General features: G+C 68.8%; 15 protein-coding genes and 1 tRNA gene. 8 read left to right on the top strand and 8 right to left on the bottom strand.

Features of this window, described 5'->3' with window-relative positions; genetic code table 11:
• Nucleotides 1-15 precede the first annotated feature (15 nt).
• Both JGR64_RS05855 and JGR64_RS05860 read right to left on the bottom strand, forming a co-directional pair.
• Nucleotides 16-1,989 carry an ATP-binding protein gene (locus JGR64_RS05855; RefSeq protein ID WP_199372465.1) on the bottom strand — a complete coding sequence of 658 codons (1,974 nt, stop codon included), beginning with the start codon at nt 1,987-1,989 and terminating at the stop codon, nt 16-18.
• Between the two features lie 463 nt (nt 1,990-2,452).
• Nucleotides 2,453-2,528 (bottom strand) — tRNA-Phe (locus JGR64_RS05860).
• A gap of 150 nt (nt 2,529-2,678) precedes the next feature.
• On the opposite strand from JGR64_RS05860, the gene JGR64_RS05865 reads away from it, so the two are divergent.
• A complete protein-coding gene (locus JGR64_RS05865) occupies nt 2,679-3,134 on the top strand; it encodes a DUF6491 family protein (protein ID WP_199372466.1) in 456 nt (151 codons plus the stop codon).
• Here JGR64_RS05865 and JGR64_RS05870 read toward each other — a convergent pair.
• Genes JGR64_RS05870 through ftsY form a run of 4 tightly spaced genes read right to left on the bottom strand, consistent with a single transcriptional unit; the run spans nt 3,110 to nt 6,991 of the window.
• Nucleotides 3,110-3,385: an oxidative damage protection protein gene (locus JGR64_RS05870; protein ID WP_199372467.1), complete on the bottom strand. Its 276-nt coding sequence runs from the start codon at nt 3,383-3,385 to the stop codon at nt 3,110-3,112. The two genes, JGR64_RS05865 and JGR64_RS05870, sit on opposite strands and share 25 nt — an antisense overlap.
• Nucleotides 3,382-4,464 carry an A/G-specific adenine glycosylase gene (mutY, locus tag JGR64_RS05875; protein ID WP_234447008.1) on the bottom strand — a complete coding sequence of 361 codons (1,083 nt, stop codon included), beginning with the start codon at nt 4,462-4,464 and terminating at the stop codon, nt 3,382-3,384. The genes JGR64_RS05870 and mutY overlap by 4 nt, the downstream gene beginning before the upstream one ends.
• On the bottom strand, nt 4,461-5,699 hold the full coding sequence (locus JGR64_RS13880) for a hypothetical protein (RefSeq protein WP_233347988.1): 1,239 nt from the start codon (nt 5,697-5,699) through the stop codon (nt 4,461-4,463). Before JGR64_RS13880 ends, mutY begins: the two co-directional genes overlap by 4 nt.
• A complete protein-coding gene (gene ftsY / locus JGR64_RS05880) occupies nt 5,696-6,991 on the bottom strand; it encodes a signal recognition particle-docking protein FtsY (protein ID WP_199372469.1) in 1,296 nt (431 codons plus the stop codon). The genes JGR64_RS13880 and ftsY overlap by 4 nt, the downstream gene beginning before the upstream one ends.
• A 69-nt stretch (nt 6,992-7,060) precedes the next feature.
• Here ftsY and rsmD point away from each other — a divergent pair, with 69 nt between their 5' ends.
• The 7 genes from rsmD to JGR64_RS05915 all read left to right on the top strand — a co-directional run bounded on the left by rsmD (nt 7,061) and on the right by JGR64_RS05915 (nt 12,450).
• The gene (rsmD, locus tag JGR64_RS05885) at nt 7,061-7,684 is read left to right on the top strand and encodes a 16S rRNA (guanine(966)-N(2))-methyltransferase RsmD (RefSeq protein WP_199372470.1); all 624 of its coding nucleotides are present in this window, start codon (nt 7,061-7,063) and stop codon (nt 7,682-7,684) included.
• Nucleotides 7,685-7,751: 67 nt separating this feature from the next.
• Entirely contained in the window at nt 7,752-8,255 is a 504-nt protein-coding gene (gene coaD, locus JGR64_RS05890; RefSeq protein ID WP_199372471.1) for a pantetheine-phosphate adenylyltransferase, read from the top strand.
• A 49-nt stretch (nt 8,256-8,304) separates the two neighbouring features.
• Entirely contained in the window at nt 8,305-8,802 is a 498-nt protein-coding gene (locus tag JGR64_RS05895; protein WP_199372472.1) for a hypothetical protein, read from the top strand.
• A gap of 62 nt (nt 8,803-8,864) precedes the next feature.
• A complete protein-coding gene (locus JGR64_RS05900) occupies nt 8,865-9,119 on the top strand; it encodes a YfhL family 4Fe-4S dicluster ferredoxin (protein WP_199372473.1) in 255 nt (84 codons plus the stop codon).
• Complete coding sequence (ggt, locus tag JGR64_RS05905; protein WP_199372474.1) at nt 9,116-10,894, top strand: gamma-glutamyltransferase; 1,779 nt, start codon at nt 9,116-9,118, stop codon at nt 10,892-10,894. The genes JGR64_RS05900 and ggt overlap by 4 nt, the downstream gene beginning before the upstream one ends.
• 15 nt (nt 10,895-10,909) lie before the next feature.
• Entirely contained in the window at nt 10,910-11,527 is a 618-nt protein-coding gene (locus JGR64_RS05910; protein WP_199372475.1) for a hypothetical protein, read from the top strand.
• A gap of 26 nt (nt 11,528-11,553) precedes the next feature.
• Complete coding sequence (locus JGR64_RS05915) at nt 11,554-12,450, top strand: MBL fold metallo-hydrolase (protein WP_199372476.1); 897 nt, start codon at nt 11,554-11,556, stop codon at nt 12,448-12,450.
• A 9-nt stretch (nt 12,451-12,459) separates the two neighbouring features.
• On the opposite strand, the gene JGR64_RS05920 is transcribed toward JGR64_RS05915, so the two are convergent.
• Together JGR64_RS05920 and upp are read right to left on the bottom strand one after the other, a co-directional pair.
• Nucleotides 12,460-13,125, bottom strand: coding sequence for a winged helix-turn-helix domain-containing protein (locus JGR64_RS05920; RefSeq protein ID WP_199372477.1), 666 nt, complete (start codon nt 13,123-13,125; stop codon nt 12,460-12,462).
• Between the two features lie 82 nt (nt 13,126-13,207).
• Nucleotides 13,208-13,837, bottom strand: a complete 630-nt coding sequence (gene upp, locus JGR64_RS05925; protein ID WP_199372478.1) for a uracil phosphoribosyltransferase — start codon at nt 13,835-13,837, stop codon at nt 13,208-13,210.
• Nucleotides 13,838-13,870: the final 33 nt, after the last annotated feature.

Raw genomic sequence — 13,870 nt, forward strand, 5'->3', positions numbered from 1 at the left:
CCCCAGACGGCGAGCTCAATCCTTATGAACACCAAGCTTGTCGAACAGCACGCGGTTTCGACGCATCGCGTCCTTAACCAGTCGGTCATACGAAATGATCTCGACATAGCCGCGACCGCCGGCCAGCGTCTTGAAGTAGCCTTCGCCGTCAGCGGTCTTGTTGTAGAGCATGTCTACCTGCCGCTGCATGGTCGGGGTAATGTCGGCTATTAGATACCCGACGTAGCGCAAATTGGTCGGATTGATCGGGCGCCCATCCACGTCTTTGACCCCGCCGTTGCTGATCTCATAGAACCGTTGCGTGATCTGCTCCGTTGGGTCTGATCTGTAATCGTCCCTGCCGGGTCGCTTGAACTCGATGATGACCACGCCGCCAGAGCCATCACCCGGTTCCGAAACACCAACAGGAGTGTCGTAGAAGAACGAGAAGATGTCCGGCTCTTTTCCTGAAGTACCCTCCAATCCGCGCACGCTGTTGAGTTTCTTGTCCGAGGTGAGAAGCGTATGGAAGCAGAGGCGTTCATCAATCAGCCACAGGTTCTGCTGCTCGAAGAAAATGTCCTTCGATGTAGCGCCCATTGGGAAAATCATCTTGTGTAGCACCCGTTCGAGCGGGTACTTGTCGTCCTCATAGGCGCGCTTCAGGCTATGCCCGATGAGGTCGAGGATGACGCGGCGATGCGCGATGTAGTCCGCTAGCTTGCTTTTGCCAACATCGTTCATGTCTTCCATGAGCTTCTTGATCTGCTGCTCATAGGCATCAAACGATTCGGTCTCCATTCGAGCTGCGACGTGCCGCTCTTCCTTCCTTACGCCATCCTCTATTTCGCGGCGGAGGTGTAGCAGAGCCTCATCGAGTTTTTCATCACTAAGCCCAGGTTGAATTTTTTTCTGAATGAGAGTCCGGTACCGCTCGCGCATCAGCACGCGATACTCCGGTGCCTTCTCAACGAAGCGTTCGATCTGCGCCACCTTCTCCGTGTTGGTCGTCTTTAGGTCTTCGACCAAGACTTCTCGGAGTGATTCTGCCAACGCTTTCGTAAGCTCGGCCTTCGAGAGCAGCGTGCGGTCAAGATCGAGTGCATCATCCGACTGGAACAGGATGCTCGTTCGTTCGCGATTCGCGTGGTCATCAAGGTACTCGCCGGTGACGAGAACGATGAGCGCATAAGAAGCCTGCTGGTCGTCGGTCAGCTTCTCCGGCAGCTCGGGCATGAGATCGCGTAGTCGAGCCGTGGTGACCTCGCGACCGTTAGCGCAGAGGTGGTACTCATGCTTGGCGCGCCCATCCTTGTTCCGGAAGGCCTGAACAGCAAAAGTGTTCTTCCCTACGGTGAAGAAGCGTTCTTGGATATGGGGTTGAACCGTCTGGTCGTACAGGTCATTAACGTTGACTGCCTCGAAGCCAGACGCCTCAAGGATGATGCGGGGGCAAAGCCGCGCAGCGAACCGGATTAGGAAGTGCTCGATGATGCGCTTGGCTATCGTTTCTGGGTCGCGCGGCCAAGCGGCTTGGTACTTCTGGTCCAAGCCCTGCATGACGATGGTCGTTCCTACTGGCTCGTCTGTTGGGCTCGTCGTATCTGAGCCCGCCATTTCATCGTCGATGTTGAACCGGAACGCGCGCAGGAGGCCTCCGGCTTCGGCCTCGAACACACTCCTGACTTCCACCTGCTGGAAGACCTTGAGGTACATGAAGCGGCCAACACCCTTGCCGCCAAGTTTCACCTTGCTAAGGGTGTAGGCCTCGCCGAAGGATGTGATGTTCCGCTGGGTGAAGCCGATGCCGTTATCGGAAATCTCGAACCCATCAAACAGGATCGTGGGGTCATGTCCCTCGGTGGCGAGGTCATGGCGCTCAATCAAGCGAATTCGGATTCGTCCATCTGAAGGCGTTAGCTTTCGCTCCTCGATGGCATCAATGGAATTGGAGATTGCCTCGAACAGCGGGATCAGACCGCGTGGCGCGCTTAGGTCGATGCGCTCCACAAGGCCACGTAGGTCTGTCCGCATTCGATGCCTCCCCTGCATCAACGTAGGGGTCGACTTCATCACACTCGCGCCTGTAGGGCCAGTTTGCCGGTGTTGAAGCCTGCGCCTCTGCGGTCGCGCCCGCTGCGACGGGCCGCGTCGTCGGGTAGGAAGAGCCCCCACGCAGGGTTAGACGATCCGCCCCCGTAACGTCCGGGAGCTCCCCCTCGATCCTGTCCCCCAGAGGCGTCCGGGATCGCTCCCCAGTCGCCCAGGAGCCCGGTTGATCGTCGAGGGGGATCGTCCCCTGTCCGGGAAGGTTGCCGCGTCCCTGAGCGCGTCCTGTGCGGACGAACGCACCGGCCCGTTGAGGGATATCCGAAGGGTATGGATCGGAGAGGGATACGCGGACGACAGACAAGAAAAAAGGCCGCGATTGCTCGCAGCCCTTGTCCTGTCTCGCTTCACTGTCCACCGCAAATGGTGGCCGGGGAGGGAATCGAACCCCCGACACGGGGATTTTCAATCCCCTGCTCTACCAACTGAGCTACCCGGCCACTGGCGAGCGCGGAATGATACGGCGGCGGGGCGCGTGCGGCAAGCATCACGGCAGCTGAACCTGCTTGTGGGGTGTCGCTCCGGGCGCATTCCGCGCGTTGCATGATGGCGTTACGGATGTAGATGCCGCACTGCGGCGGGAGGCGACGATGTCCACGAAAACGATTGCCCGGATGGGCATGGCCCTGGCGGCGGTATTGCTGGTGTCGGGTTGTGCGACGGGTGGCAGAGTCGGCGCCGCGGAAAAGCTCGCGATCTATCGCGCCGCGGCGGGTTTGCCGGTCAACAGCTTCCCGTTCCACGGGAGCATCACCGGCTGGACGCCGCTGGGCGACGGCGCGATCGCGCTGTGGACCAGCCCGAGGCGCGCCTGGTTGCTGGACCTGGACGGGCCTTGCCCGGATATCGAATTCACCCCGGTGATCGCGGTCACCAGCAGCCAGGCCGGGCGCGTTTCGGCGCGCTTCGACAAGGTGCTGGCAAGCGGCCAGGGTTCGATGCAGATCCCGTGCCGCATCAGCGAGATCCGTCCGCTCGACACCAGCAAGGTCAAGGCCGCCGAGAAGGCGGCCCGCGAAGATCAGGAAGCGTCTTCGGGCACGTAGCCGGCGGGCGTTTCGGCGCCGCCGCCGAACAGGAACTTCTCCATCTCGCCTTCGAGGAAGGCGCGGTGCGCGGGATCCAGCGGCGACAGCCGGTTCTCGTTGATCAGCATGGTCTGGTGCGCCAGCCATGCCGCCCAACCGGCCTTGCCGATGTGCGCGAAGACGCGCTTGCCCAGTTCGCCCGGCCACGGTACGAAGGCGAGGCCTTCGGCGTCCTGTTTCTGGTATTCGCAGTACACGGTGCGGCTCATGGCGGCGGATCCTCCTGCTGCTCGGCGAACTGCGCGTCGAGCAGTGTCCTGACGGGCGCCGGGATCCCGAGGGCATCGATCGCGTCTAGCGATACCCAGCGCAGGTCGTCATTGTCGCCCACCGCGGCGGCGGGGGCGACTGCGCGCCAGCGCAGCGTCAGCAGCCTCAGCCGGTAGTGGCTGAAAGCGTGGGCAATCGGCTCGAGGGCCTCGCCCTGCGCGTAGTCACCGTCGACATGGGCGTGGAAAAGCGCACGCGCGGTGTCATGGTCGTCGGCCTCCGGCAGCGACCAGAGCTGGGCCCAGACGCCGGCCGGCGGGCGGCGGCGCAGCAGCACGCGGCCTTCGCTGTCGCGAAGCAGCAGCAGAACGGCTTCGCGCTGCGGCAGCGCCTTGCCGGGTTTCGGCGTGGGCAGCTCGGTGACGCGACCTTGGATGCGTGCGACGCAGCCGTCGTGCAGCGGGCAGAGGATGCACGCCGGGTCGTGGCGCGTGCACAGGGTGGCGCCGAGATCCATCTGCGCCTGGGTGTAGTCGGCCAGGCGCGCGTCGGGCAGCTGCGCCTCGGCGTGCTGCCAGAGCTGTTTCTCGACCTTGGGCAGGCCCGGCCAGCCGCTGACGCCGTGGACGCGTGCCAGCACGCGCTTGACGTTGCCATCGAGGATCGCGTGGCGGTCGCCCCAGGCCTGCGACAGGATCGCGCCGGCGGTGCTGCGGCCGATGCCCGGCAGCGCCAGCAGTGCGTCGAAGTCGCGCGGCAGTTCGCCGTCGTGGCGTTCGACGCAGGCGCGCGCCGCGGCGTGCAGGTTGCGCGCGCGCGCGTAGTAGCCCAGACCCGACCAGAGCCCGAGCACGTCGTCCAGCGGCGCGGCGGCCAACGCCGGCAGGTCGGGCAGGGCGGCCACGAAGCGCTCGAAGTAGGGCACCACCACGCGCACCTGGGTCTGCTGCAGCATGATTTCCGACAGCCACACCCGATACGGCGAGCGCGGGTGCTGCCAGGGCAGGTCATGGCGGCCGTGGATGTCGAACCACGCGAGGAGCCGCGGCGCGAAGCCGCTGTCGGCAACTTCGCTCACGGCGATTCTTCGATCGTCACTTCCACGCCTTCGAGCACGCCACCCGGCACTTCGATGCGCGGCGCGGTGGCGCGCGCACGCAGCGGCGGCAGCGGTGAGTCGTCCGCGGCGGACTGCGACCAGGCGAGGATTTCGGCGATGCGCAACACGGCTTCGGCGCGCGCGTCGCCACGCGCAAGCTGCACGGCCACGGGGTCGCCAAGCGTCGCCTTGCCGGCGTAGGCGATGGAAAACGGCAGCGGGGTGTCCGGTGCGTCCAGCGGCGGCGGCAGCGCCGGCCAGGCCTGCGGCCATGCTGCCATGCGCCCGGACAGCTCCAGCAGCAGTGCGCGCGACAGTGCGATCCGGCCGCGCGCATCGAGCGTGGGCACCACGCCTTCACCCTGCAACACCACGTCGGCCGGCGCGAGCGACCACGCACCGTTGCGCAGCCGCAGCGGCCCATGCAGCCCGAGCGTGAATGGCAGCGCGCTGTCGCCGCCGTCGTAGCGCGCGCTTGCGCCGAAGCGCAGCGGCTGCACGCGGAGCGTGCCGGCGTCGTAGCGCAGCGGCCCGGAGGCGGTGACGTAGGCGGGCAGCCGCCAGCTGCCGTTGTCCAGCGTGGCGCGGCCGGTGACGGCGGCGCCGCTGCCGTTCTCGACCCGTTCGGCAGCGATGCGCAGGTCGAACTGGACCGCCGTGGGCGGCGCAAGCACGAGGCGACCGCGTGCCTTCGCGGCCAGCGGCGCGCCGGCGCGCAGCGCGTCCAGGGACAGCCCGAGCGCTTCGACGTGCCAGCCGTCGCCGTCGATGCGACCGTCGTTGACCAGCAGGCCATTGCGCAGCGTGGGGATCCGGCCGTCGCCGGGTGGCCGCGTGGCAAGCCAGGCCGTGAGCGCAGCGACATCAAGCCGGGGCGCGTCGAGTTCGATGCGGTCGAGCTCGAGCGGCGCGGCGCGGTTGCGCAGCGTGGACCATGGCAGGGAAAGGAACACACGCTCTGCGCGCAAGAGTGGCGTGGCGGCACCAGGCTGGCGCGCGACGACGTCGCGCACTTCGAGCATGGGCGTGCCGCGCAGGCGGTAGCGCGCTTCGCCCGAAGCGCTGATCTCCAGCCCGAGGATGCCGCCCACCGTGTCCAGCGCGAGCCGCGAAAGTCGCTGCGGCTGTGCCAGCAGCGACAGCACGATGGCGGCGGCAAGCAGCAGGAGCGCAAGCGTCCCCGCCAGCCAGGCGGCAACGCGGCGCCGCGTCACGCGCCCAGCGCTTCCGGCAGCAGTGCGTCGACGAAGGCCTCGGCGTCGAACACGCGCAGGTCTTCGGGGCGCTCGCCGATGCCGGCGTAGCGGATCGGAATGCCGAACTCGCGCGCCAGCGCGAACACCACGCCGCCCTTGGCGGTGCCGTCGAGCTTGGTGACCACCAGCCCGGTCACGCCGGCCGCGGCGTGGAACTGGCGCAGCTGCGACAGCGCGTTCTGGCCGGTGGTGCCGTCGATGACCAGCAGCACTTCGTGCGGCGCGGCGTTGTCGAGCTTGCCGAGCACGCGCTTGATCTTGCCGAGCTCGTTCATCAGTCCCTGCTGGGTGTGCAGGCGCCCGGCGGTGTCGGCGATCAGGATCTCGGTGCCGCGCGCGCGCGCGGCCTGCAGCGCGTCGAACGCCACCGAGGCGGCGTCGGCGTTCTGGCCCTGCGCGATCACCGGCACGCCGTTGCGCTCGCCCCAGGCCTGCAGCTGAGCGACCGCCGCGGCGCGGAAGGTGTCGCCGGCGGCCAGCATCAGGCTGCGGCCTTCGTCCTTGTAGCGCCGCGCCAGCTTGCCGATGGTGGTGGTCTTGCCGACGCCGTTGACGCCCACGGTGAGGATCACGAACGGGCGCACCGCCGGGTCGATCACCAGCGGCCGCGCGACCGGCTCGAGCATGGCGATCAGGTCGCCGCGCAGCGCGCCGAGCATCGCGTTGGCATCGGCGAACTCGCGGGCCTTCATGCGCTTGCGCAGCGACTCGACCAGCTGGGTGGTGGCGGTGACGCCGACGTCGGCGGTCAGCAGCGCGGTTTCGATCTCGTCGAGCAGGTCGTCGTCGAGGCGCGGATTGCGCGAGAACAGGCCGCCAAGCCCGCGGGCGAAGCCGCTGCCCTTCAGCCGTTCGCGCCAGCCCGACTTGCCGGGTGCCGCGGCCGGCTTTTCCTGGGTTCCGGATGACCCGGGCGTGGCCGGTATCGGCGCTTCGATCGGGACCTGCGCGGGTGGCAACGGGGCGGCAACAGGCGCGGCGACCGCCGCATCCATGAACGCCTGCACCTTGGCTTCGGCTGCTGCCTCGGCTTCCGTCGACGGCGAAGTACCGGCGGTCGCGTCGATCGCATCGGCGACCGGCGCGGCGCGCGCGTCGTCGGTGTGGTCGCCTGCATCGGAACCCGACGGCTCTGTACCGGGGGCGTTCGGAAACGCCGCCGCCAGCGCCTCGATGTCCAGTTTCGGCCTGCCGGCATGCCCTCCGCCGGTGCCTGCTTCGGGTTTCTTGCGGCGGAAAAAGCTGACCATTGCGATGGCAACCGGACCGTGTGGGGGAGGGGGTGCACATGGCCGCGCGAGCGCGGACAATGACGCGGCATGGTACCACCGGCCCACATTCCGACCCTTTCGCCACGCGCCAGGCCCGCGGGCAGCGTGCGCATCATCGGCGGCCAGTGGCGTGGGTCGAAGCTGCCGGTGGCCGACGCGCCGGGCCTGCGCCCGACGTCCGACCGCGCGCGCGAGACCCTGTTCAACTGGCTGCAGCCGATGCTGCACGGTGCGCGCGTGCTCGACCTGTTCGCCGGCAGCGGTGCGCTCGGGTTTGAAGCGCTGTCGCGCGGTGCCGCCGAAGCGCTGCTGGTCGAACGCGATCCGGCGCTGGTGCAGGCGCTGTACGAAAGCTGCGAACGCCTGCACGCAGGCGACGCCGCTAAGGTGGTGCGTGCCGACGCGCTGGAATGGCTGCGACTGCCCGTGCACGGCCGCTTCGACCTGGTGTTCGTCGACCCGCCGTTCGCCGACGGCGCCTGGGCCGCGGCGCTGCAGCGCCTGCCGCCGTGGCTCGCGCGCGACGCGTGGCTGTACCTGGAATCGCCCGCCGGCGTGGCACCCGATCCCGGTGCGGGCTGGCGCCTGCACCGCGAGTCCGCAACGCGCGATGCGCGCCACGCGCTCTATCGCCACGCGACTGCCGACGCCGCCGGGAACGGACCCGCTTGAGCCCGGCCTGCCGCCGCGCTGCTACACTCGCCGCGGCCCAAGCCACCCGACCCGGCGCAGCGACGCGATGACCACAGCACGCAACAGGATCGCCGTCTATCCCGGCACCTTCGATCCGATCACCAACGGCCACGTCGACCTGGTGGACCGGGCGGCGCCGCTGTTCGAGAAACTGATCGTCGGCGTTGCCGAAAGCCCGGGCAAGGGTCCGGCACTGCCGCTGGCGCTGCGCGTCGAGCTGGCCCGCGAAGCGCTGGCCGCGCACCCCAATGTGGAAGTGCTGGGCTTCGGCTCGTTGCTGGCGCACTTCGTTGCCGAGGTCGGCGGCGGGGTGCTGCTGCGCGGCCTGCGCGCGGTGTCGGATTTCGAGTACGAATTCCAGCTGGCCAGCATGAACCGCCACCTGATTCCCGAAGTCGAGACGCTGTTCCTGACCCCCGCGGAACAATATGGCTTCATCTCATCATCGCTGGTACGCGAGATCTCACGCCTTGGCGGCGATGTCTCGGGATTCGTGCCGGCGGCAGTGGCCGATGCGCTGCAGGCCGAATGGCGGCGCACCAAGCTTTGACCTCCGGAACCACGCGTTCCGGCCTTCCAGAAAACATGGGGAACCTGCAATGAACACGATGTCCCGCCTGATCCTGACCGCCTGCCTCGTACTCCCGCTGCTGGCCGCGTGCAAGAAGGAAGAAGCCGCGCCGGTCGCCGTCCAGGCCGCGCTGACCGCACCTGCCGCCGGCTCCGACGACTCGGCGTGGCGCGCCTACGTCTCCGACGTGGTGACGCGCAACATGGAGGGCATCAGCAACCAGCCCTACGTGTATTTCCTGCCGTCCACGGCCGGTGCCGAGGACCAGACCGGCGCCTACGAGCGCCTGCTCGACAAGGCCAAGGGCGACGTGGCCCGCGGCATCGTCAAGGGCAACCTGCTGGCCTACGCCTCGGCTGATTCCACCCGCATGGGTGACATCGTGGTGCAGTCGTTCGCCGACGTGCCGGCCGACACCATGAAGGGCGTGCGCGTGCTGTTCATCGGTGCTGCCGCCGACAACGAGCGCGTCGCGGCCGCGGTTGCCCCCGCCGGCGTCGACTACGTCTTCATCGAAGCGAAGTGATCCAGGCGCCGCCGCCGGCATCCCCGGCGGCGGTCCTTGCGGGCTAGGTCTACAATGAGCCCATGGCCCTGCGTATCAATGAGCTCTGCGTCAACTGCGACGTCTGCGAGCCGGCATGCCCGAACGATGCGATATCGCAGGGCGAGACCATCTATGTGATCGATCCTGCGCGCTGTACCGAGTGCGTGGGGCATTTCGACGAGCCGCAGTGCGTCGTCGTCTGTCCTGTCGAGTGCATCGACCCCGATCCCGACATCCCTGAAACCCACGACCAGCTGCTTGCCAAGCTCATGCGGCTGCGGGAGAACGCTGCATGAGCCTTCGCAACCTGCTGCACCTTGGCGCGCTGTCGCTGCTGTTGGCCCTTGTGCCGGCGTGCGCCAGCGTGGCCGATGGCGAAGCCGTTGCCGCCACCGCGACCTCCGGCGCGCCTGCGGCCAGGCCGCCGGGCGTCGCCGTGGCCTCGGCGCACGCGCTGGCCACCGATGCGGGCCTCGAGATCCTGGCCGACGGCGGCAACGCCTTTGACGCCGCGATCGCGGTGTCGGCGGTGCTGTCTGTGGTCGAGCCGATCAGCTCCGGCATCGGCGGCGGCGGATTCTTCCTGCTGCACGATGCCGCCAGCGGCCAGGACCTGTTCGTGGACGCGCGCGAGACCGCGCCGGCCGCGGCCACGCCAGAGCGCTATGTGCTGGCCGACGGCGGCTTCGACCGCGACCGCGCCACCAACGGCGCATGGTCGGCCGGCATCCCCGGCCTGCCGGCCGCGTTCGTGCACCTGCAGGCCGAACATGGCCGGCTGCCGCTTTCGCGCAGCCTGGCACCGGCGATCCGCATCGCCCGCGAGGGCTTCCCGGTGTATGCGCGCATGGCGCGCGGCTACCAGGCGCGGCGCGAGGTGATGGAGCGTTATCCCGGCACACGCGAGGTGTACCTGGCCGGTGGCCGCCCGATCGCCGAAGGCGACGTGTTCCGTCAACCGGACCTGGCGCGGACGCTGCAGGCGCTGGCCGACGGCGGCTTCGACGGCTTCTATCGCGGCGACGTGGCGGAAAAGCTCGTGGCCGGCGTGCGCGACGCCGGCGGCGAATGGACGGCCGAAGAGCTCGCCGCCTACCGCGTGCGCGTGCGCGAGCCGATCCGCTTCCGCTACCACGACTGGGAAGTAGTGACCGCGCCGCCGCCGTCGTCGGGTGGCATCGCGCTGGCGCAGATGCTGCAGATCCTGGCGCCGTACGACCTCGATGCGCTGCCCGAGGCGCAGGCAACGCACCTGGTGGTGGAGTCGATGCGCCGCGCGTTCCGCGACCGCACCTTCTACCTGGGGGACCCGGACTTCGTGAAGGTGCCGCAGCGCCTGCTCACCAGCCCGGATTACGCCGCCGGCCTGCGCGCCACCATCCATCCCGACAAGGCGACGCCCAGCGAACTGCTGTCCGGCGCACCCACGCCGCTGGAAGACGAGGAGACCACGCACTTCTCGATCATCGACGCGGAAGGCAACCGCGTCGGCGCGACGCAGACGGTGAACCTGCTGTACGGCTCCGGGCTGGTGGCGCCGGGTACCGGCGTGCTGCTCAACAACGAGATGGACGATTTCGCGCTCATGCCGGGCACGCCCAACGCCTTCGGCGTGATGGGTTACGACGCCAACGCGCCGAAGCCCGGCAAGCGCATGCTGAGCTCGATGACACCGACCTTCATGGTCTCCGACGAGCGCATCGCGGTGCTCGGCACGCCCGGCGGCACGCGCATCATCACCATGGTGCTGCTCGGCATGCTCGGCTACGACGCGGGGCTGTCAGCGCAGGACGTCGCCGGTCTGCCGCGCTACCACCACCAGTGGATGCCGGACCGGATCTCGGCCGAGACCGGTACGTTCACCCCTGAAGTCGCGCGCGCGCTGCAGGCGATGGGGCACGTGGTCGACCTGCCGAAGGCCGAGCCCGACGGGCGTGCCTCCAGCCACGTCTGGGGCAACCTGCAGACGGTCGCGTGGGATCGCAAGACCGACGAACTCGAGGGCGGCAGCGACCCGCGCAATCCGGTCGGCAAGGCGGCCGTCGAAGCCGCGCCGGCGCGCAGCCGATAAGCCCGGGGGCCCGCCGTGTCCGGACAGCAGCCAGCAAAGCCGTGGTACCTGAAGTTGCCGGCCAAGCTCGCCGCGACCGTGTTCTTCCTGGTCGCGCTGACCACGCTGATCGGCAACCTGTTTGAACTCGACGCCCAGCGTCGCGCCCGAGCCCTGCAGGACGCGCCTGCCGCGGCCATCGCCGCTGCGCCGGCACCTTCCTCGCCCTCAAGCATCGCGGGCGCTGCCGATGCCCCGCCGGTCGCGCCGGCCGAACGCCGCCTCGGCTTGCAGCTCGAGCGCATCGTCGTGCTGCGCGATGGCTCGGTCGGCACCACCGACTGGCGCTTCGCGGTCGAAGCCGATGGTGAGCCGCTGTTCGTGCTGCAGCAGGACGCGCTCGACGATGCCGCCGGCCGCAATGTCGCGCTTCCTGCCGACGCGCGGACCAGGCTCCGGGTCGCCGCCGCGGGGGCACTGGTGACGGTCAAGGCCTGGCGTGGCAGCCGGCTGCGGCTGCCGAGTGCCGAGCCCGATGCCAGCGGGCAGGGCAGGCTGGCGCTGGATGGAACCATGGCGCCGGTCGAGGTGGTGGCGACCGATCCCGAAGATGGCCGTTTCATGCTGCATTTCGGCACGACTTCGGCCGACTGAGGCGCGCGAAGGTCTACTATCGGCCCATGAAACTCTGGTCGATCGACGGCAATACCCAGAAGCTCGATGGCGGCGCGATGTTCGGCAACGCGCCGCGCGCGGTCTGGGCCAAGTGGGCGGCGCCCGATGACGCCAACCGCATCCCGCTCGCCACGCGCTGCCTGCTGGCCACGCCACTCGCCGGTCGCACGGTGTTGTTCGAAACCGGCATCGGCGCGTTCTTCGAGCCAAAGCTGCGCGAGCGCTTCGGCGTCACCGAGGACCGCCACGTGCTGCTCGACTCGCTGGCGGCCGCGGGCTTCAGCCACGAGGACATCGACGTGGTGGTGCTGAGCCACCTGCACTTCGACCACGCCGGCGGCCTGCTGGCCGCCTGGTCGGAGGGTGCCGCGCCATCGTTGCTGTTCCCCAACGCCACCTTCGTGGTCGGCCGCGAGCAGTGGCAACGCGCGACGCACCCGCATTCGCGCGACCGTGCCAGCTACATCCCCGAGCTTCCAGGCCTGCTGGAGGCCAGCGGGCGCCTGGAGCTGGTGGACGGCGTGCACACGCCGGCGCTCGGCAACAGCGTGCGCTTCCACTACAGCGACGGGCATACGCCGGGGATGATGCTGGCCGAGATCCTGGGCCCGGACCTGCGCGACGGCGAGCCGCACGGCGGCGTGGTGTTCTGCGCCGACCTGGTGCCGGGACTGCCCTGGGTGCACGTGCCGATCACCATGGGCTACGACCGCTGCGCGGAGACCCTGATCGACGAGAAGCAGGCGTTCCTGGAGGACAAGCTGGCGCGCAACGTGCACCTGTTCTTTACGCATGACCCGGAATTCGCACTGGCACAGCTGGCGCGCGACGACCGCGGCCGGTTCACGGCGGAGCACCGCATGGCAGGGCTGCAGGCGCGGAGCCTGGGCGCCACGGGCTGAACCCGGCGGTCAGCGTGCCACGGGCGCGAGCAGCAGCCAGGCGGCCAGCAGCGCCGTCAGCAGCAACACTGCAATGACCACCATGCGGTGTCGGCGGGCGCGGTCGGTGCGTTCGCGCACACTGGCTGCTTCAGGGCGGACGCCTGCGGCGGTCGCGATTTCGGGTTGCGCGGGAATGTCCTGCGCGCGCGCCGGCTCCGGTACGCCAGGGCCTGGCAGCCGGGGACGTGGCGCACCTGGAACCGACACCGCCGTGCCGTTGGTCCCGGCTCCGCCCTGTGGAAGGGTTGCCCCGGCCGGTACCAGGACCGCCGGCGTCGTCAGCCGGTAGCCCACGCCGTAGACGGTGGACAGGCTCCGGCCGGCTTCGCTGCCGAGTGCGATGCGAAGCCGGCGCATGGTCTTGGACACCGCGCTGTCGTTCACATGGGCGACGCCCGGCCAGGCTTCGGCCACCAGCGTGCTGCGTGGCACGACCTGCTCGGCGTGGCGAAGCAGGCAGGTGAGCACCGCGAAGGCGCGTTCGTCGAGCTGCGTGCGGTAGCCGTCGCGGATCAGCTGGTGGCTTTCGATGTCGAGGCGGTTGCGTCCGAACAGCCAATGCGCACCGGCCAGTGCGCCGTCGGTCGCATGCGACCGGCGGGAGCCGGCAGGACCCGAAAACAGCGTGAACAAGGGGCTGGCCACACTTGGCCCAACGCCAGGCGTGCGCCAGGCAGGCCACCGGCCCGGCCAGTGGCGCACCGTGCCGATGGACTCAGGCGCGGGTGCCGAAGATCTTGTCGCCGGCGTCGCCGAGGCCGGGATGGATGTAGCCGGTGGCGTCCAGGCGTTCGTCGATCGCGGCGGTGAATACTTCGACATCCGGGTGCCGTGCCTGCAGCGCGCGCAGCCCTTCCGGCGCCGCCACCAGGAACAGCCCCTTGATGCGGCTGCAGCCGGCGGCCTTGAGCATGTCGACGGTCGCGATCAGGGTTCCGCCGGTGGCCAGCATCGGATCGAGGATGAGCGCGGTGCGGTCCGCCATTTCGCCCACCAGGTTCTCGTAGTACGGCACGGCCTCGAGCGACGCCTCGTCGCGCTTGATGCCGACCACGCTGACCTTGGCGGCCGGGATCAGATCCAGCACGCCGGGCAGCATGCCCAGCCCCGCGCGCAGGATCGGCACCAGGGTCACCTTGCGGCCCTTGATGCGCGTCACGCGCACCGGGCCGGCCCAGCCGGCCACCTCGGCCTCTTCGGTTTCGAGGTCGGCGGTGGCCTCGTAGGTGAGCAGCGTGGCCACCTCGGCCGACAGCTCGCGGAAGGTCTTGGTGCTGTTGTCGGCGCGGCGCAGCAGGCCGAGCTTGTGCTGCACCAGCGGATGGCGGACTTCGACAATCTTCATGCGGGGTTCCCGGCGTGCGAATGCGGGAAGTCT

The organism is Luteimonas sp. MC1572, assembly GCF_016615815.1.
GTDB lineage: Bacteria > Pseudomonadota > Gammaproteobacteria > Xanthomonadales > Xanthomonadaceae > Luteimonas.

Coding starts and splice junctions, on each gene's coding strand:
- ggt (WP_199372474.1), top strand. CDS start 9,116: ATGAGCCTTCGCAACCTGCTGCACCTTGGCGCGCTGTCGCTGCTGTTG.
- ftsY (WP_199372469.1), bottom strand. CDS start 6,991: ATGGTCAGCTTTTTCCGCCGCAAGAAACCCGAAGCAGGCACCGGCGGA.
- coaD (WP_199372471.1), top strand. CDS start 7,752: ATGACCACAGCACGCAACAGGATCGCCGTCTATCCCGGCACCTTCGAT.
- JGR64_RS05870 (WP_199372467.1), bottom strand. CDS start 3,385: ATGAGCCGCACCGTGTACTGCGAATACCAGAAACAGGACGCCGAAGGC.
- rsmD (WP_199372470.1), top strand. CDS start 7,061: ATGGTACCACCGGCCCACATTCCGACCCTTTCGCCACGCGCCAGGCCC.
- JGR64_RS05865 (WP_199372466.1), top strand. CDS start 2,679: ATGTCCACGAAAACGATTGCCCGGATGGGCATGGCCCTGGCGGCGGTA.
- JGR64_RS05915 (WP_199372476.1), top strand. CDS start 11,554: ATGAAACTCTGGTCGATCGACGGCAATACCCAGAAGCTCGATGGCGGC.
- JGR64_RS05895 (WP_199372472.1), top strand. CDS start 8,305: ATGAACACGATGTCCCGCCTGATCCTGACCGCCTGCCTCGTACTCCCG.
- upp (WP_199372478.1), bottom strand. CDS start 13,837: ATGAAGATTGTCGAAGTCCGCCATCCGCTGGTGCAGCACAAGCTCGGC.
- JGR64_RS05900 (WP_199372473.1), top strand. CDS start 8,865: ATGGCCCTGCGTATCAATGAGCTCTGCGTCAACTGCGACGTCTGCGAG.